Raw genomic sequence first — 16,411 nt, 5'->3', positions numbered from 1 at the left:
TGGGGGAGGGTCAGTTGCGGCTGGCGTAGTCGGTCATGTTCTTCCGCGTCACCAGTTCGAAAGGCACCATGACCTGCTTGTCGACCGGCGTGCCGCGCATCAGGGCGACGGCGGCATCGAGCGCACTTGTCGATTGCCCCTTGGCGTTCTGGAACACCGTGGCGTCGAGATCGCCGGCGGCCATGGAGGCAAGCCCGTCCGGGGTGGCGTCGATGCCGATGACGATGACATCATCCATCGAAACGCTTGCCGCCTTCAGCGCCTGCACCGCGCCGATGGCCATTTCGTCATTATTGGCGAAGACGACGTCGATGGGACGTCCGGCGGTGATCCAGTTCGTCGTCATGTCCATGGCGTTTGTCCGTGTCCAGGCCGCCGACTGTTCGTCGGCGATGGTGACGGCCTTGCAATCGCCGGATGCGAGCGCCTGTTTAAAGGACGAGGTACGGTCACGCGATGCCTGATGGGCAAGGTCGCCCATCAATATGTAAGCCTGCGCATCCGCCGCCTTTCCCTTTTCCTTGAGCAGCGAACAGGCCGCTTCGCCGGCCAGCCGCCCGGCATCGGTTTCCCTTGAGCCGACATAGGCCTGCTTTTCGGGAAGCTTGCCGACATTGTCCGGCTCGAGATTGAGATAGACGAGCGGAATGCCTGCCTTGGCGGCGGCATCGCTGATGCCGGGTGCGGCCGAGGTGTCCGCCAGCGTCACGATGATCGCATCGACGCCGGCGGCGATGAAATTATTGACCTGGTTGAGCTGCTTGGAAATATCGGCCTGCGCGTCCTCGACCTGGATCTTGACGCCGTCGACCTCCGATGCCCGGGCGCCGAGCCCTTCGCGCAGCAAAGTCTGGAAATTATTGTCGAAGCTCTGCATCGAAACGCCGATGGTCTCGGCCGACGCCGTGCCGGCGAAAAGGACCGCCAGAGCGGCCACGGTACAGATGGATTTCATGTTTGTCCTCCCTTGGGGCGCCGGGCCGCCCGTGTGCATTCCGGAGGCCCTTTCGGGCCTGCTCGAAAGCCCGGCCTAGCCGATGGTGACGCGTACTTCGCCGTCCACCACCTGCGCCGGATAGGTCTTCAGATTCTCGCAGGCGGGAAGCCGCAGGGCTTCGCCGGTGCGGTAATCGAAGGCGCCGGAATGCTTGGGACATTCCACCTCGAAATCCATCACCAGCCCTTCGGCAAGATGGATCGCCTCATGGGTGCACAGGCCGGCGGTGCAATAAACGCTGTCATCCGGCCCGCGATAGATCGCGTAGGTGCGTCCGGCGTAGTCGAAGCGGATCGCGCCTTCCTGTTCAATGTCGTCCAGTTTGCAGGCTGAAACCCAGCTCATTCGGCTGCCTCCCCGATGGTGTTGCGCGCCTTGCGGGCCGCGAGTTTTTCTTTGCGTTTGCGATAGCGTTCCTGCATGCGGGCCTCTCCTTCCGCCGAACCGTCGTGCCAGGTGCCAAACCACCGATCGAGCGGAATGAGGGCATCGCCGTAATTCACCTCGAAATATTTGTGGTGGAGGTAATGCGCATAGGCATGGCTATCGACCAGCTTGTCCTCGCCGACCTCGACCTTGTCGAAGCCGACATGGCCGGGGATCGCGCCGAAACCCGCATAGTGCAACTGATAGAGCATGAGGACCGGATTGGACGGCAGGATCAGGTGATAAAAGGCCGTGCCGAAATAGAGCAGATGCTCGACCGGATGCATGGAGAGCGACGACCAGGGCGACGGGTTCACCGAATTGTGGTGGACGGAATGCACCCATTTATAAAGCAGCGGCACATGGATGAGCCGATGAATGCAGAAGAAGTGAAATTCGTGGATGATCGGCACCACAAGCGCCACGATGGCAAGCGTCCACGGATTTTCGGCAAAGCTGAGCCAGGGCGCATAACCATTGGCATAGGCCCACAGCATTGCCACTTCGATGGCGGTCCAGATCGTCACGCCGGAAAGGAAGGTGCGCAGGATATTGTCGAGGTTCTGGCTCTCGAACCAGAAGGCCTTGCTCTTCTGTTCGGCGGGAAACTTGCCGTTATATTTGAAGCGGTTTTCCTGCCGCTTGAGGATGTAGAGATGGAGTTCGAAACCGCCGTAGAAGAGGAAAACGGAGACCGCATTGACTGCGTAAAGCCAGGCGATCCAGCCGATGCCGAGCGTGGCCATGGTTTCGACCGGCGGAATGACAAAGGCCCAATAGGCGACAGCCGAAAGTGCGAAGATCGCATTCCACGGGAAAAAATAATGCGGCAGCCACTTCAGTATCGCCATCAGGCGCGGCGGGAAAGCGAAGAGCGGGGCCGTTTCCACCGGCTGGTTGGGCGCCCAGTCGCCGCGCTTGTTGCGCGTTCCATATTTCAGATCGTCCATAGCGCTCTCCTTCGGGCGCCCGCGTTTGACACGCCCGTGCAAGTTTTCACGATGAAGGAGGGCGCTCGCACGCCTTGGCCGCCCGTCGCTCCCTGCGATCTGCGGCTTTCCTCCCTGACGCAAATTAGCAGGGAGGTTTGTGAATGCCGAAGCCTTCCTTGATCAAATCAGATCAAAGGCTCTCTGCGGTGATGGTAACGAAGCGGATGGGCGCGCTGTCGGGCTCGATATCGGTAAGACCGATCCGGCGAAGGACGAGGTCCAGCGCCCGACGGGCCTGCGCCTCGGGGGCCTGATCCAGCACGATATCCATGATGCCGTCATTCAGGGCCTTGCGCGTATAATCGGTCAATTCATGGCCGACGAAGAATATCTCGCCGCCGCGTGGGTGCCTGCGAAGAACGTCGATCAGTGCGGAATTGGCGCCACCGACATTATAGAGGCCGGCCATGTCGGGATAGAGATCCAGCGCCATGCGCAGGGTCTCGGCACTGTAATATTCGTCATCGCGGGTAAAACCCAGCCACTCGAAGCCATGTTCGCCTGCATGATCGCGGAAATAGTCGGAAAAGCCGCTGATACGGTCACGGTGAACCTGATAGATCGGATGGCAGAGCGCGATGACCGGGCCGGGCCGGCGCGCCATGCGGGTGATGAAATGCGCCGCCGTCCGTCCCGCCGCGCCATTGTCGATGCCGATGAATTCACCTTTTTCCGCCGAGGCGCGCGTTACGACGTGCACGACAGGCACGCCGCGCGCCACCACCGCCTCGACCGCGGCGCTGACCGCCGGGCTGCTCGGGATGGCGAGGATCAGGCCGGCGCGGGCTTCTCCGGCGGTGATGATGCGGCTCGCCAGCTCCTCCGGCTTCATTTCCTCGGCAAAGCTGCGGTGAACGACGACAAGAGGATCGAGTGTTGCGGCAATTCTTTCGAAGGCTCTGGAGAGCCGCCGGTAAAAGGTGGTTTCGGGGCGTACCATCAGCACTTCTATGCGCAGCAGCCCGCGATGGGTTTCCGGCAGGGTGCGGGGATAGTCCAGTTCCCGTGCGGCGATGACGACCTTTTCCACGAGTTCGGCGCGAACACCGCCGCGCCCGTTCAGCACCCGCTCGACGGTTGCTGTCCCGACACCCGCAAGACGGGCGATATCGCGATAATTCGGCCTGCTCAAATTCGGATTCCCTGCTGGTGGCGCGGCTGTCGGATTCTACCGCAGATGGATCAGGCGATGCCAAGTTTCTGGAGACCGCATTCGCGGACAATCTCGGCAATATGGCTGAACTGCGCAGACAGCGGATTTCTCTTGCGCCACACCATGCCGATGGTGCGCGACGGGCGCGGTTCCGCCAGCCGGAAGACCGAAACCGTGGACTGGCGTGTTTCCATATCGACCGCCATCTGCGGAATAAGCGTGACGCCGATGCCGGCGCCGACCATCTGCACGAGGGTGGAGAGCGAGCTGCCCTCCATCAGGACGCGTGGCGGCGCATTGGTCGTGCTACAGAAGGAAAGCGCCTGATTGCGGAAACAATGACCTTCTTCAAGCAGCAGCAGGCGCATTTCGCTGAGCTTGTCGGCGCTTGGCACCGGCATGCCCGCATCCTCCATCGGCCGCACCAGAATGAATTCCTCCGAAAACAGCGGAACTTCTTCCAGCGCCGGTTCCGAGACGGGCAGGGCGACGATCGCCATGTCCAGCTTCGCCTCCAGAAGATCCTCGATGAGCTTCTGCGTCACCGCCTCGCGTGGGCGCGCCTCCAGTTCCGGATAATGCCCCGTGAGCGTCTTGATGACCTGTGGTAGAAGATAAGGTGCGACGGTGGGGATGACGCCGATGCGCAGGCGGCCGCTGAGCGGGCCCTGGCCGGCGCGCGCCAGATCCTGCAACTCATCCACCGACCGCAGGATCGAGCGGGTGCGCTCGGCAAATTCCTCGCCAAGCGTCGTCAGCCGAATCTGGCGGCTGCCGCGTTCGACGAGCGGCGCGCCGATCAGTTCTTCCAGTTCGCGGATCTGCAGCGAAAGCGCCGGCTGGGAAATCGCACAGGCTTCCGCCGCCCGTCCGAAATGGCCGATCTTGGCGAGCGCGTCGAAATAACGAAGATGTTTCATGGAGAGCGCAATCATAAGCTCAGCATATCGCAGCCTTTAGAATATACAATTGGAAATTATGGAACCCGGCTGTTAGTCATCTTCATGACAGAAAGAAGCTGTAGCTGTGAGAGATCACCAGCGCCGCCGCACGGTTTTCCATGACCTGCCTCGGGTTCTGGCTCGGAATGCTGCACATGTCGAATTGATTATTTCGTTTAATTGTAAAACCCATCGGAGGGCGAAATGGACGCAACTTCAAAACCGGCCGGCAAGTGTCCTGTCATGCACGGAGGCAATACGGCCTCCGGTAAATCGGTAACCGAATGGTGGCCGAATGCGCTGAACCTCGACATTCTGCACCAGCACGATACCAAGACCAACCCGCTCGGCACCTCCTTCAACTATCGCGAAGCCCTGAAGACGCTCGACGTCGAGGCCCTGAAGGCCGATCTGCGCGCCCTGATGACCGACAGCCAGGAATGGTGGCCGGCCGACTGGGGCAGCTATGTCGGCATGATGGCCCGCGTCACCTGGCATGCCGCCGGTTCCTACCGCGTGACGGACGGACGTGGTGGCGCCAACACCGGCAACCAGCGTTTTGCACCGCTCAACTCCTGGCCGGATAACGTCAACACCGACAAGGGCCGCCGCCTGCTGTGGCCGATCAAGAAGAAATACGGCAACAAGCTTTCCTGGGCCGACCTCATCGCGCTCGCCGGCACCATCGCCTATGACGTTGCCGGTCTGAAGACCTATGGCTTTGCTTTCGGCCGTGAAGATATCTGGGCGCCGGAAAAGGACACCTATTGGGGTGACGAGAAAGAATGGCTGGCGCCGAGCGATGGCCGTTACGGCGACGTGAGCAAGCCCGAGACGCTGGAAAACCCGCTTGCCGCCGTGCAGATGGGCCTCATCTACGTCAATCCGGAAGGTGTCAACGGCAAGTCCGATCCGCTGGCGACGGCGGCGCAGATGCGCGAGACCTTCGCCCGCATGGGCATGGACGACGAGGAAACCGTGGCTCTCACCGCCGGCGGCCACACCATCGGCAAGTCGCACGGCAATGGCAGTGCTGCCAATCTCAGCCCCGATCCGGAAGCCGCAGGCCCGGAATATCAGGGTCTTGGCTGGATCAACACCAAGGGCCGGGGCATTGGCCGTGACACCGTGGTATCGGGCATCGAAGGCGCCTGGACGAGCGAACCGACCAAGTGGGACAACGGCTTCTTCGACATGCTGTTCAAGCATGAATGGACTTTGACGCACAGCCCCGCCGGTGCTTCGCAATGGGCGCCGATCACCATCGCCGAGGAAGACAAGCCTGTCGACGTCGAGGATGCTTCGATCCGCACCATCCCGATGATGACCGATGCCGATATGGCCCTGAAGGTCGATCCGATCTACCGCGAGATTTCGCTGCGGTTCAAGGACGATCAGGACCATTTCTCTGACGTCTTCGCCCGCGCCTGGTTCAAGCTGACGCATCGCGACATGGGGCCGAAGTCCCGTTACATCGGCCCGGATGTTCCGGCTGAAGACCTGATCTGGCAGGACCCGATCCCTGTCGGTTCCACAGGCTACGATGTCGCTGCCGTCAAGGCGAAGATCGCCGCTTCCGGCCTGCCGGTCGCCGATCTGGTTGCGACCGCATGGGACAGCGCCCGCACCTTCCGTGGTTCGGACAAGCGCGGCGGCGCCAATGGCGCCCGCATCCGCCTCGCGCCGCAGAAGGACTGGGAAGGCAACGAGCCCGCCCGTCTTTCCCGTGTGCTTTCGGTTCTTGAGCCGATTGCCCGTGAAACCGGCGCGAGCATCGCGGATGTGATCGTTCTCGCCGGCAATTACGGTGTGGAACAGGCGGCGAAAGCAGCCGGCTTCGACATCGCCGTGCCTTTCGCGGCCGGTCGTGGTGACGCTTCCGCCGAGCAGACGGATGCCGACAGCTTTGCACCGCTGGAGCCGCTGGCGGATGGTTTCCGCAACTGGATCAAGAAGGACTATGTTGTCAGCCCCGAAGAACTGCTGCTCGACCGGGCGCAGCTTCTCGGCCTCACAGCGCCGGAACTGACCGTCCTCATCGGCGGTCTGCGCGTCATCGGTGCCAATTACGGCGGTGCCGCCCATGGCGTCTTCACCGAAAAGCCCGGCGCACTGACGACGGACTTCTTCACGACGCTGACGGACATGGCCTATTCCTGGGTTCCGACCGGCAACAATCTCTACGAGATTCGTGACCGCAGGACCGGTGCGGCCAGATATACGGCGACCCGTGTCGACCTCGTAATCGGCTCCAACTCCATCCTGCGCGCCTATGCGGAAGTTTATGCGCAGGACGATAGCAGGGAAAAATTCGTCCGCGACTTCATTGCCGCCTGGACGAAGGTGATGAACGCCGATCGTTTCGACCTCGTCTGAGCGGAAAGGGACTGCCCAATAAGGCAACACCTCCCCGAGAGATCGGGGAGGTGTTTTTTGACCTTGTCAAAGCAATCCATACGCCACGTTGTCGTTGCGTGTGAGCCCAATAATGATGCTGGCGCCTGTCGAGATCAGGGAGCTTTCAGCGGCGGTCGGATGATGAAACCGGCCGGTCAGCGTCTGGTTTTTCGGCTTTCCCCGACGGGGCCTTGCCGCCTTTTTCATTTTCATGCGCATCCGGCCCGGCAACGATGACGCCGTGGCCCTGTTCCTCGCGTTTCTTGTCGGCAAAATCGCCCGCTTCCTTCTTGCGATCCATGTTCATCTCCCGTGTTGAGGTCCTGTCATGGATTTAACGGGCGGTGCGGGCGGAGGTTCCAGAACTGCCGCGCAGGCGAATGTTTCTCTTTATAACGATCTTTGCTATTAACATGAATTGATAAGTCATGTTATTGGCGAAGGGGCGCGATGTCTGTTGCGGCGCTTGCCGCTTCCCGCGTCCCCAACCTCGGCTCGACAACCGGACGGTAACCGCATTGAGTTTCTGGCATTCCATGACCTGGCACACGGAAGGGATCAGCGTTACTGCGCCGGTCAAATGGCGCCAGTTTGACGGGCTGGTCAGCGCGTTCTGGGAGGCCGAAAGCCAGATGGGAGCGAAGGGTTATTATCTTGCCGCCGATCCCCGCATCATGATTTTCTTCAACGATGTCTCGTCACGGATCAGGATTTCCAACCGCGATGGCGAGCTTTCGCAGCATTCGCGGCCGATGACGCGGGCGGTCTATGTGCCGGCCGGCGTGCCGATGTGGACGAGCAGCAATGCCACGCATCGTTTTTCCCATCTGAACCTGCATATCCACAAAGACCGGCTTTTGCGCTTCCTGTCGCCGGCGGTCGGTGGCTCTGCGGCCATGACGGCGTTGCGCCGTCCCGTCGAGATACAGGATATCGGTGCGGTGGAAACGCTGGCAGGCCTGCTTGTCGATGAACTGGCCGAGCCTGCCAAACATCCGCTTTATGCCGAAAGCCTTGTCGGCGGGATCGTTGCGGGGCTGCTGGATATTCCCGGTCCGACACCCGAGCAGGCCAATGGCAGGCTGACGCAGGCACAGATGAACAGGCTGCTCGCCCGCGTCGAAAAGCGCGGTGACGACCGCATGACGGTTGCCGAAATGGCCGATATTGTCGGGCTTTCCGAAAGCTGGTTCGCCACCGTGTTTCGCCAGACCACGGGCAAGACACCGCTGCAATGGCAGCTGGAGCGGCGCATCAATGCCGCCCAGAAACTTCTGCTGGAAGGTGATCTGACCGTCGCCGATATCGCCGCGCAGCTTGGTTTTTCCGATCAGGCCCATCTGACCAAGGCCTTCCGCCACTCGGTGGGTGATACGCCGGCCGCCTGGCGGCGCATGCACAGGCTGCTATGAACGGGCGCGCCTTGCCGTTTACGCGAAGCGGTTGGGCGCAATTCCACAGACCTTGCTCTACGTCATCCTCGGGCTTGTCCCGAGGATCTGCTGCCTTCTGACTTGATGCGATGTGGTTAGATCCTCGGGACAAGCCCGAGGATGATGTTTAGAGTTAGGAAATATCCATAATACTCTGAAATACATTACGAATACTGAAGTTCACCACGTCTTGCGCAGGGTGACGGAAAACGCCCGGCCGGGATTGTAGAAGTCAGCGCCGAAACCACCATAAGCAACGTGTTTTTCGTTGAAGAGGTTGGAAACGTTGACATCCAGTGAGGCGGTCTCCTGGATCTTGTAGCTGAATGCCGCATCCACGGTGACACTGCTGCCGGTCGAGACCTTGTTGGCATTGTCGAAATAATAAGCGCCTGTGTAGCGGCCGCCCAGACCGAAGGTCATGTCGCCGAAGTGGTCGTTGCCGGCGAGCGTGTAGTTGACCCACAGCGAGGCCTGATGTTCCGGCACGAATTGCGGCCGGTTGCCGACATTGCCGCCCGTGCCGTTTTCGGTGATTTCCGCGTCGAGATAGGAATAGGCCGCCGTGAGGCTGAGATTGTCGGTGACTTCCGCCTTGGCTTCCAGATCGATGCCGCGCACGCGCACTTCGCCGATCGTGGTCGGCAGGCTGGTGATCGGGCTGGTGACGGTGATGTTGTTTTTCTTCAGGTCGTAGATCGAGGCGGTGAACAGGGCGGGGAAAGCCTCCGGCCGGTATTTGATGCCAAGCTCAATCTGCTCGCCGCGCTCCGGTTCAACGGTGAGGCCCGATGCCGGCACCACCGATTCGGCGTAGCTGATATAGGGCGCGATCTCATTGGTGATCTTGTAGGACACGCCGATGCGCTTGGTCAGTTCGCTGATGTCGCCGCTCGCCGTCGTGCCGTTCAGCCGGTTGGTCTGGTCGGTGTCGATCCAGTCGTTGCGCAGGCCGGCGCTGACGATCAGCCTGTCGAAGAAGGTCAGGTCCTGCTGCAGGTAGATCGCCTTGGTTTTCTGGTCCGTCAGCGAGCTGGCATAGAGCGGCACCGAGGAGGGCGCGCCGGTATAGACCGGGTTCATCCAGTCTATGCTCGGCGCAGCGCCGAAGTAGTTTTTGCTGCCGGATGTGTAGTCGTTATAGAAGACACCAACGAGGCTGCGGCTTTCGACATTTTCGAACGTCGTGTCATATTGCAGCCGTGTGTCGATCAGGAAGTTTTCGGTTTCGGTGTCGTTGCCGAAAAAGGCCCGGTCAGCGATGGTCGAACCGTTAGTCGGCGTGGATGCGATATAGGCGTAGCCGAAATCGGTATTGGTCTTGCTGTAGCGCGCATTGGAACTCAACGTCAGGCCGGAGCCGAAATCGTGGTCGAACATCACGCTGACCGAATTGCGGTTGGTGCCGCGATAATTGTAATCCGGTTCGCCGAAGAAACGGCTCCTGTCAAAATGGGAACCGACCGGATGGCCGCCGCCGCCGGGAACGCCATCCTTGTTGAGGTGGTCGTAAACCACGGTCAGGCTGGTGACATCGGTCGGACGCCAGGTCAGGCCGCCCATGAAGAATTTCTCGTCATCGCGGGAATAGTCATATTCCGCATCGGCATTTCTGAGCTTGCCGGTCAGACGATAGGAAAGCGTGTCGTCGCTGGTAATGTTGTCGCCGAAATCAAAACCGGTTTCGGCGCGGCTGTAGGAACCGCCGGTGACATAAGCTTCGCCGAAACGGGTGCGCTTCGGCACCTTGGTGGAATAGTTCACCGAGCCACCGGGATCCGAGACGCCAAAGGTGGTGGAGTTGCCGCCCTTCAGCACTTCCACGCGCTCATAGGCATAGGTTTCTTCGCGCAGCGCGCCGAAGGGGCGGCCGAGCGTCAGGCCGTCGCGATAGGTATAGGCGTCGAAACCGCGAATCTTGAAATAGTCGAAACGATCGTCGGAGCCATAGAAATCCGTGGTCACGCCGGCGGTATATTGCAGCGCTTCTTCCACGGTCTGCACGCCGCGCTGCTGCATTTCCTTGGCGGTGATGACGGAAACCGAGGCTGGCGTATCGAGAATATCGGTCGCCATCTTGCTGCCGCTCGTGGTGCGGGTGGCGACGATGGACTTCTGGTCATTGTCGCCGCTGTCGATGGTGATCCGTTCCAGAACCGTGCTGCCGCTTGTATTGGCAGCCTCCTGCGCCAGCAGGGGGCCGGGCAGGGTGGCGACAAGCGCCGTGCAGGCAAGCAGGGCCGTATCCCGGTAACGACGTCGCGCGGTTTTGCGGTTTCTGCCTTCGATTTCGATATTCATTGGTGCGTTCCAGAAGTTGATGTCCCTATCGCCGCTTCCACGGCCCACTCTCGAAGCGCCAATAACTTGAGAAAGTTTGTCCGGTATTGTAACTTTTTACGGTTTTGTACAAAACCCCGGAAATTTCACCGCTGTTCGGGCGGCATCTCTTCCTCAGGCTTGACGGGGACATGTGAAGCTGAGAGTTCAAGTCCACTTTTGAACCTTTGAGAGCTTCGTCATGCTTCGTCCGTTCCGCTGCCTCGTGCCGGCCCTTGTGCTGTTTCTGTCGATAATCGCGCCAAATATGGCCTTGGCGGATGATGCGACGAGTTATCCCATCGTTATCAAGCACGCCTTCGGTACGACGACGATTGCGAAGAAGCCGCAGCGTGTCGCCACTGTTGCCTGGGCAAACCATGAGGTGCCGCTGGCGCTCGGCGTCGTGCCTGTCGGTTTCGCTGCCGCCAATTTCGGTGATGATGACGGCGATGGCCTCTTGCCCTGGGTGGCAAAGCGGCTCACCGAACTCAAGGCGGACAAACCGGTTCTGTTTGACGAGGGCGATGGCATCGATTTCGAGGCCGTGGCGGCAACGCAGCCGGATGTCATTCTCGCGGCCTATTCCGGTCTTAGCCAGTCTGACTACGATACGCTGAGCCAGATCGCGCCCGTGGTCGCCTATCCCGTGTCCCCCTGGGCGACGGACTGGCGCGAGATGATTCGGCTGAACAGCGCCGGCCTTGGCATGGTTGCGGAAGGTGAAGCGCTGATCAAACGCATCGAGACGGAGATTGCCGAGGTGGTCGCCGGCCATCCGCAGCTGAAGGGCAAGTCGGCGATGTTCGTCACCCATCTCGATGCCACCAATCTCAGCGTCGTCAATTTTTACACCGCCAATGACAGCCGGGTGAAGTTCTTCGCCGATCTCGGGCTTGCCTCGCCGAAAAGCGTCGTGGAAGCAACGAAGCCGGGACAATTCGCCGCCGGCGTCAGCGCCGAGCGTGTCGATGCCTTCGACGATGTCGATATTGTCGTGACCTATGGCAGCAAGCCGCTGTTCGATGCCATGCGCGCCGATCCGCTTTTGGCCCGCATGCCGGCCGTTTCCCATGATGCCATCGTCATGCTGGGGCGCGATCCGCTCGGAACAGCGTCCAATCCCACGCCGCTGTCGATTTCCTGGGTGCTGAAGGACTATGCCGATCTTCTGGCGAAAGCGGCGGACAAATCCGCCGGGAAACCGCAATGACAACGCCTGGGGCCGACGGCGCTCCCACCCTGCCATATGCCGGCCGCTCCGGCCGCAGGTGCATGTTCTGGCTTGGCATCGTGCTGGCGCTTCTTGCAGTCCTTTGCGCGCTTTCGGTCGCCATCGGCACGCGTGACGTATCGCTGGCCGATATTACGGCGGCGCTTGCCGGCCGGGTTGAGACGGTTGCGGAAGCGGCCGTCGCGGTCCGCCTGCCGCGCACGGTGCTTGCGCTTCTGGCCGGGGCCGCGCTCGGTCTGGCGGGAGCCATCATGCAGGGCGTCACCCGCAATCCGCTGGCCGATCCCGGCATTCTCGGCGTTAACATGGGTGCGTCGCTCGCCGTCGTCATTGCCATCGTCTGGTTCGGCATTGCGTCTTCGCAGGCCTTCATCATTGCCGCGATTGTTGGCGCAGGTATTTCTGCCGTGTTCGTTTATGTCGTCGGCTCGCTCGGGCGCGGCGGGGCCACGCCGCTGAAACTGGCGCTTGCCGGTGCCGCCACATCCGTCGCCTTCTCGTCACTGGTCATCGCCGTGGTGCTGCCGCGCAGCGATATTGCCGGCGGCATTCGCGCCTGGCAGATCGGCGGTGTCGGCGGCGCGACCTTCGAGCGCATCGAGACCGTGCTGCCGTTTCTCGCCGCCGGTTTCGCCATCAGCCTGCTTTCAGCGCGCAGGCTGAATTCGCTGGCACTGGGTGACGAGCTCGCCGCTGGCCTTGGTGAAAATGTCGCTGTCGCCAGAGCCGTGGCCTCCCTCGGCGCCATTCTGCTCTGCGGTGCGGCCACAGCCATCTGCGGGCCAATCGGCTTTGTCGGGCTGGTGGTGCCGCATCTGTGCCGCCTGCTTGTCGGTGTCGACAATCGCTGGCTGCTGCCGTTTTCCGCGCTTGGCGGCGCCTGCCTGCTGCTTGCCGCCGATATTGTCGGCCGCATCGTCGCGCGGCCGTCGGAACTCGATGTCGGCATCGTTACCGCGCTGGTCGGCGCACCGTTCTTCATCTGGATCGTCAGACGCCAGCGGGTGCGTGAATTATGACCATGCATGCTGCCGTCATCGACACACTTGTCTTGAACCGCCACGCCCGACAGCGCCGGCGTCGCCTTGTCATTGCCGTCCTGTCGGTCCTGCTGATTGCCGCATTCGCCCTGACGCTGATGCTGGGGCAATCCTTTACGCCGCCCGGTGAGGTGATCCGCGTCTTGGCTGGCGAGGATATTGCCGGTGTCAGCTTCACCGTCGGGCAATTGCGCCTGCCGCGTGCGCTGCTTTCGGTGCTGGCCGGGCTGAGTTTCGGGCTGGGCGGTGTTGCCTTTCAGATCATGCTGCGCAACCCGCTTGCCAGTCCCGATATTATCGGCATCAGTTCCGGCGCGAGCGCTGCCGCCGTCTTCGCCATCGTCGTGCTGCAGCTGAACGGGCCGCTTGTCTCGGTCTTTGCCGTCCTCGCCGGTCTTGGCATTGCGCTGCTGGTCTATCTCCTGTCCTTCCGCAACGGCGTGGCGGGAACGCGGCTTATCCTTGTCGGTATCGGCGTTTCCGCCATGCTCGAAAGTTTCATCGCCTATATTCTCTCCGTCGCGCCCGCCTGGACGCTGCAGGAGGCGATGCGCTGGCTGACGGGCAGTGTCAACGGCGCCAAACTTGCCCAGACGTCGCCGCTCCTCATCGCGCTCATCCTGTTCGGCGGGCTGCTCATCAGCCGCGCGCGCGATCTGGAGGCGTTGCGGCTCGGCGATGATGCCGCGGCCGCACTCGGCGTGCGGGTTGGGAAAACGCGCATCATCGTCATCATCGCCGCCGTGGGCATGATCGCTTTTGCAACGGCTGTCTCGGGACCTATCGCCTTTGTCGCTTTCCTGTCGGGACCGATCGCTGCTCGTATCGTCGGCAGCAACGGCTCGCTGCTCGTTCCCGCCGCACTTGTCGGCGCGGTGCTGGTACTGGTGGGGGATTATTGCGGCCAGTTCCTGCTGCCGGGTCGATACCCGGTCGGCGTCGTGACCGGCGCGCTGGGCGCGCCCTATCTGATTTACCTTATCGTGCGGGTCAACCGCAGCGGAGGCTCGTTATGACCGGCCACTCCCTTTCCGTGAACGGCCTTTCGGCCGGCTACGGCGAAAACCTCATCATCGACGGGCTGGATCTCGTCGTTCCGCGCGGCAGGATCACTGTCATCGTCGGTGCCAATGCCTGCGGCAAGTCCACACTTCTCCGCAGCATGTCGCGGCTGATCACGCCCCGCGCCGGGCAAGTCCTGCTTGATGGCAAGTCGATCCACCGGCTTCCTTCGAAGGAACTGGCGCAGCGCATGGGCCTTTTGCCGCAGTCGCCGATAGCGCCGGAGGGCATTGTCGTTGCCGATCTCGTCAGTCGTGGCCGGCACCCGCATCACGGCCTTTTCGCCCGCTGGTCGCGGCAGGATGACGAAGCGGTTGCCGCAGCCCTCGTCGCCACCGATACGGTGGACCTTGCCGAGCGGCCGGTGGATGAACTGTCGGGCGGCCAGCGGCAACGGGTCTGGATCGCCATGGCGCTGGCCCAGCAGACCGACATATTGTTGCTGGATGAGCCCACGACCTTTTTGGATATCAGCCATCAGGTCGAAGTGCTCGATCTTCTGACGGACCTCAACTATGCCCGTGAGACCACCATCGTCATGGTGCTGCACGATCTCAATCTCGCAGCCCGTTATGCTGACCATCTCGTCGCCATGAGGGACGGAAAGCTGCATGTCTGCGGCACGCCGGAAGAGGTGCTGACGGAAGAGAATGTGCGCCACGTCTTCGGCATCGAAAGCCGGGTCATCGAAGATCCGACCTCCGGCAAGCCGATGATGCTGCCGATCGGGCGGCACCGGGTGGTGGGGGATGACGTCAGGTGCTGATCATGCCGCCTTGTGTTTGCTGGTGAGCTGAAAACCCAGGGAATTGAGGACGGCTATCGTCGTTTCAAGCGTCGGATTTCCCGTTTCGCTGAGCGACTTGTAAAGATGCTCTCTGGCAAGTCCGGTTTCACGCGCTACCTGCGTCATGCCTTTTGCGCGCGCGATGACGCCAAGCGCATTTGCAATGTATGCCGCATCATTGGTTGCGAACGCATCCTCCAGAAACACCTCAATGGCTTCATCGCTCCTGAGGTGTTCGGCGGGATCAAAGTTCGTGAATTTCTCACTCATCGTCATCACTCCATTGCGCCGCAATCTGCCTTGCGGCTTTGATGTCCTTCTCCTGCGTGCTCTTGTCCCCGCCACAAAGGAGAACGATAATGACATCGCCTGACCTTACGAAATAAACCCGATAGCCTGGCCCATAATGGATGCGCAATTCGCTGATGCCATTGCCAACGGGAGCAACGTCGCCTGCATGACCAAAGAAAAGCCTGTTCAGGCGGGACGTAATCAGAGCCTTGCCCCGTTCATCCTTCAGTTTGCCAAACCATTTTTGAAATGTTGCAGATTGCTTTAGCTGCATTGTATTTGAGACTGTAATTTATAAGTTACAGAATGGGAAGATGGAATATTGAAAACTGAAATCGGGTAGGTGAAAGATGTTGCCGGTCTGGCAGCACAGGAAGGTTGCCCGACTGCAATGGACAGCAATAAGCTGCTGACGTTACACCCTTATGCCAAGCCGTCACGGCCAGGCCGCATAAGATGGCGGCGGCACGTTCTGCATTCGCATTGCGGCCCGGCGGAAACGTCCGGGAGACGTGCCCTCGTTACGGGTGAAGAAGCGATTGAAATAGCCGGGGTCCTGAAAGCCCAATCGAAACGCGATTTCAGCAACTTGCAGTGATGAGTTCAGAAGAAGGTCGCGTGCTTCGGACAGCAACTCCCGGTGAATATAGGCCTGCGGCGAAAGCCCCGTGGCCTTGCGCACCGCAAATCCCAGGCGTTCACGGTTCACGCTCAGATATCTAGCATAATCATCCACGCCCCATTGGTCGCGCTTGTGCTGGCTCACCAGCAGGACGAAACGTTCGGTGAGGCTGCCGGGGGTGGAGATGGCGGCGGCGATATCGGCGATGGCGTGCTGGCAGATGCGGATGAGGGTGATGCAGAGCAGGCTGGCGATGATCGTGTCCGAACCGGTTGTCGCACGGACGTTTTCGCTGGCGATGGTCTCCAGATAACCCGCCAGCTCCTGCCGGTCTCTTTCCGCCGGCGCCTGCGTCAGAACACGCTGCAATATGTTGCGCACGGCGCTGGCGCTCGTGCCGGTGGGCATCGCATGGGCAAGCCCGATTTCGCTCGTCCTCAGCAGCGATCCACGGCTTCCGGCATTCAGCCGCAGCCGACCGGCGGGGCCGATGGGCAGCCAGACGAGTCCCGGTGCTACGACCGGCAGCGTCTTGTCACCTTGGAGAATTTCCGCTTCACCGGCGGAAAGGAGAAGCAGATGGGCGCTATCCGATTCCAGTCGGAATTCGGATAGGCGCAGCGTCGAGGCGAGGGTGCGCGCCGTAATCTCCACGCGATTGCCGGCAATCTGGCTTTGCAGCGGCATTCAACCTCCAAAAGTACAATAATGCGCTAC

General features: G+C 60.9%; 16 protein-coding genes. 6 read left to right on the top strand and 10 right to left on the bottom strand.

Features of this window, described 5'->3' with window-relative positions:
• Positions 1-10: 10 nt before the first annotated feature.
• The 5 genes from JZX88_RS13915 to JZX88_RS13895 all read right to left on the bottom strand — a co-directional run bounded on the left by JZX88_RS13915 (position 11) and on the right by JZX88_RS13895 (position 4,503).
• Positions 11-955, bottom strand: a complete 945-nt coding sequence (locus JZX88_RS13915; RefSeq protein WP_206913925.1) for a substrate-binding domain-containing protein — start codon at positions 953-955, stop codon at positions 11-13.
• Between the two features lie 75 nt (positions 956-1,030).
• Positions 1,031-1,342 (bottom strand): MocE family 2Fe-2S type ferredoxin, encoded by a 312-nt coding sequence (locus JZX88_RS13910; protein WP_206913924.1) that lies wholly within the window; start codon positions 1,340-1,342, stop codon positions 1,031-1,033.
• The gene (locus tag JZX88_RS13905) at positions 1,339-2,373 is read right to left on the bottom strand and encodes a sterol desaturase family protein (RefSeq protein WP_206913923.1); all 1,035 of its coding nucleotides are present in this window, start codon (positions 2,371-2,373) and stop codon (positions 1,339-1,341) included. The genes JZX88_RS13910 and JZX88_RS13905 overlap by 4 nt, the downstream gene beginning before the upstream one ends.
• A 172-nt stretch (positions 2,374-2,545) precedes the next feature.
• The gene (locus JZX88_RS13900) at positions 2,546-3,547 is read right to left on the bottom strand and encodes a LacI family DNA-binding transcriptional regulator (RefSeq protein ID WP_206913922.1); all 1,002 of its coding nucleotides are present in this window, start codon (positions 3,545-3,547) and stop codon (positions 2,546-2,548) included.
• 50 nt (positions 3,548-3,597) lie between these two features.
• Positions 3,598-4,503, bottom strand: coding sequence for a hydrogen peroxide-inducible genes activator (locus JZX88_RS13895; RefSeq protein ID WP_206913921.1), 906 nt, complete (start codon positions 4,501-4,503; stop codon positions 3,598-3,600).
• A 210-nt stretch (positions 4,504-4,713) separates the two neighbouring features.
• Here JZX88_RS13895 and katG point away from each other — a divergent pair, with 210 nt between their 5' ends.
• Positions 4,714-6,885, top strand: a complete 2,172-nt coding sequence (gene katG / locus JZX88_RS13890; RefSeq protein WP_206913920.1) for a catalase/peroxidase HPI — start codon at positions 4,714-4,716, stop codon at positions 6,883-6,885.
• 145 nt (positions 6,886-7,030) lie between these two features.
• Here katG and JZX88_RS13885 read toward each other — a convergent pair whose 3' ends face one another.
• Entirely contained in the window at positions 7,031-7,207 is a 177-nt protein-coding gene (locus tag JZX88_RS13885; protein ID WP_142857854.1) for a hypothetical protein, read from the bottom strand.
• A gap of 217 nt (positions 7,208-7,424) precedes the next feature.
• On the opposite strand from JZX88_RS13885, the gene JZX88_RS13880 reads away from it, so the two are divergent.
• Positions 7,425-8,318: an AraC family transcriptional regulator gene (locus JZX88_RS13880; RefSeq protein ID WP_201101294.1), complete on the top strand. Its 894-nt coding sequence runs from the start codon at positions 7,425-7,427 to the stop codon at positions 8,316-8,318.
• Between the two features lie 201 nt (positions 8,319-8,519).
• Here the strand turns inward: JZX88_RS13880 and JZX88_RS13875 are convergent, their stop codons facing one another.
• Positions 8,520-10,640: a TonB-dependent siderophore receptor gene (locus JZX88_RS13875; protein ID WP_206913919.1), complete on the bottom strand. Its 2,121-nt coding sequence runs from the start codon at positions 10,638-10,640 to the stop codon at positions 8,520-8,522.
• 220 nt (positions 10,641-10,860) lie between these two features.
• Here JZX88_RS13875 and JZX88_RS13870 point away from each other — a divergent pair, with 220 nt between their 5' ends.
• The 4 genes from JZX88_RS13870 to JZX88_RS13855 are packed head-to-tail and all read left to right on the top strand — an operon-like array spanning position 10,861 to position 14,760.
• Complete coding sequence (locus JZX88_RS13870; RefSeq protein WP_206913918.1) at positions 10,861-11,871, top strand: iron-siderophore ABC transporter substrate-binding protein; 1,011 nt, start codon at positions 10,861-10,863, stop codon at positions 11,869-11,871.
• Positions 11,868-12,911, top strand: a complete 1,044-nt coding sequence (locus tag JZX88_RS13865; RefSeq protein WP_206913917.1) for an iron ABC transporter permease — start codon at positions 11,868-11,870, stop codon at positions 12,909-12,911. The genes JZX88_RS13870 and JZX88_RS13865 overlap by 4 nt, the downstream gene beginning before the upstream one ends.
• Positions 12,908-13,948, top strand: coding sequence for an iron chelate uptake ABC transporter family permease subunit (locus JZX88_RS13860; RefSeq protein WP_206913916.1), 1,041 nt, complete (start codon positions 12,908-12,910; stop codon positions 13,946-13,948). Before JZX88_RS13865 ends, JZX88_RS13860 begins: the two co-directional genes overlap by 4 nt.
• Complete coding sequence (locus JZX88_RS13855) at positions 13,945-14,760, top strand: ABC transporter ATP-binding protein (protein ID WP_206913915.1); 816 nt, start codon at positions 13,945-13,947, stop codon at positions 14,758-14,760. Before JZX88_RS13860 ends, JZX88_RS13855 begins: the two co-directional genes overlap by 4 nt.
• Here the strand turns inward: JZX88_RS13855 and JZX88_RS13850 are convergent, their stop codons facing one another.
• The 3 genes from JZX88_RS13850 to JZX88_RS13840 all read right to left on the bottom strand — a co-directional run bounded on the left by JZX88_RS13850 (position 14,761) and on the right by JZX88_RS13840 (position 16,381).
• On the bottom strand, positions 14,761-15,051 hold the full coding sequence (locus JZX88_RS13850) for an addiction module antidote protein (protein ID WP_206913914.1): 291 nt from the start codon (positions 15,049-15,051) through the stop codon (positions 14,761-14,763).
• A complete protein-coding gene (locus JZX88_RS13845; RefSeq protein ID WP_206913913.1) occupies positions 15,044-15,346 on the bottom strand; it encodes a type II toxin-antitoxin system RelE/ParE family toxin in 303 nt (100 codons plus the stop codon). The genes JZX88_RS13850 and JZX88_RS13845 overlap by 8 nt, the downstream gene beginning before the upstream one ends.
• Before the next feature lie 162 nt (positions 15,347-15,508).
• The gene (locus JZX88_RS13840) at positions 15,509-16,381 is read right to left on the bottom strand and encodes a helix-turn-helix transcriptional regulator (RefSeq protein ID WP_206913912.1); all 873 of its coding nucleotides are present in this window, start codon (positions 16,379-16,381) and stop codon (positions 15,509-15,511) included.
• Between the last annotated feature and the right edge of the window lie 30 nt (positions 16,382-16,411).

This window comes from Agrobacterium sp. OT33, from assembly GCF_017313365.1.
Lineage (GTDB): Bacteria > Pseudomonadota > Alphaproteobacteria > Rhizobiales > Rhizobiaceae > Agrobacterium > Agrobacterium rhizogenes_A.
Note: the sequence above shows the minus strand (reverse complement) of the source record. Positions and strands in the feature narration are given on the sequence as shown.

Excerpts from the sequence above, each read along its gene's own strand:
- JZX88_RS13915 (WP_206913925.1), bottom strand. The coding sequence starts at position 955 with ATGAAATCCATCTGTACCGTGGCCGCTCTGGCGGTCCTTTTCGCCGGC.
- JZX88_RS13910 (WP_206913924.1), bottom strand. The coding sequence starts at position 1,342 with ATGAGCTGGGTTTCAGCCTGCAAACTGGACGACATTGAACAGGAAGGC.
- JZX88_RS13905 (WP_206913923.1), bottom strand. The coding sequence starts at position 2,373 with ATGGACGATCTGAAATATGGAACGCGCAACAAGCGCGGCGACTGGGCG.
- JZX88_RS13895 (WP_206913921.1), bottom strand. The coding sequence starts at position 4,503 with ATGATTGCGCTCTCCATGAAACATCTTCGTTATTTCGACGCGCTCGCC.
- katG (WP_206913920.1), top strand. The coding sequence starts at position 4,714 with ATGGACGCAACTTCAAAACCGGCCGGCAAGTGTCCTGTCATGCACGGA.
- JZX88_RS13885 (WP_142857854.1), bottom strand. The coding sequence starts at position 7,207 with ATGGATCGCAAGAAGGAAGCGGGCGATTTTGCCGACAAGAAACGCGAG.
- JZX88_RS13875 (WP_206913919.1), bottom strand. The coding sequence starts at position 10,640 with ATGAATATCGAAATCGAAGGCAGAAACCGCAAAACCGCGCGACGTCGT.
- JZX88_RS13870 (WP_206913918.1), top strand. The coding sequence starts at position 10,861 with ATGCTTCGTCCGTTCCGCTGCCTCGTGCCGGCCCTTGTGCTGTTTCTG.
- JZX88_RS13865 (WP_206913917.1), top strand. The coding sequence starts at position 11,868 with ATGACAACGCCTGGGGCCGACGGCGCTCCCACCCTGCCATATGCCGGC.
- JZX88_RS13860 (WP_206913916.1), top strand. The coding sequence starts at position 12,908 with ATGACCATGCATGCTGCCGTCATCGACACACTTGTCTTGAACCGCCAC.
- JZX88_RS13855 (WP_206913915.1), top strand. The coding sequence starts at position 13,945 with ATGACCGGCCACTCCCTTTCCGTGAACGGCCTTTCGGCCGGCTACGGC.
- JZX88_RS13850 (WP_206913914.1), bottom strand. The coding sequence starts at position 15,051 with ATGAGTGAGAAATTCACGAACTTTGATCCCGCCGAACACCTCAGGAGC.
- JZX88_RS13845 (WP_206913913.1), bottom strand. The coding sequence starts at position 15,346 with ATGCAGCTAAAGCAATCTGCAACATTTCAAAAATGGTTTGGCAAACTG.
- JZX88_RS13840 (WP_206913912.1), bottom strand. The coding sequence starts at position 16,381 with ATGCCGCTGCAAAGCCAGATTGCCGGCAATCGCGTGGAGATTACGGCG.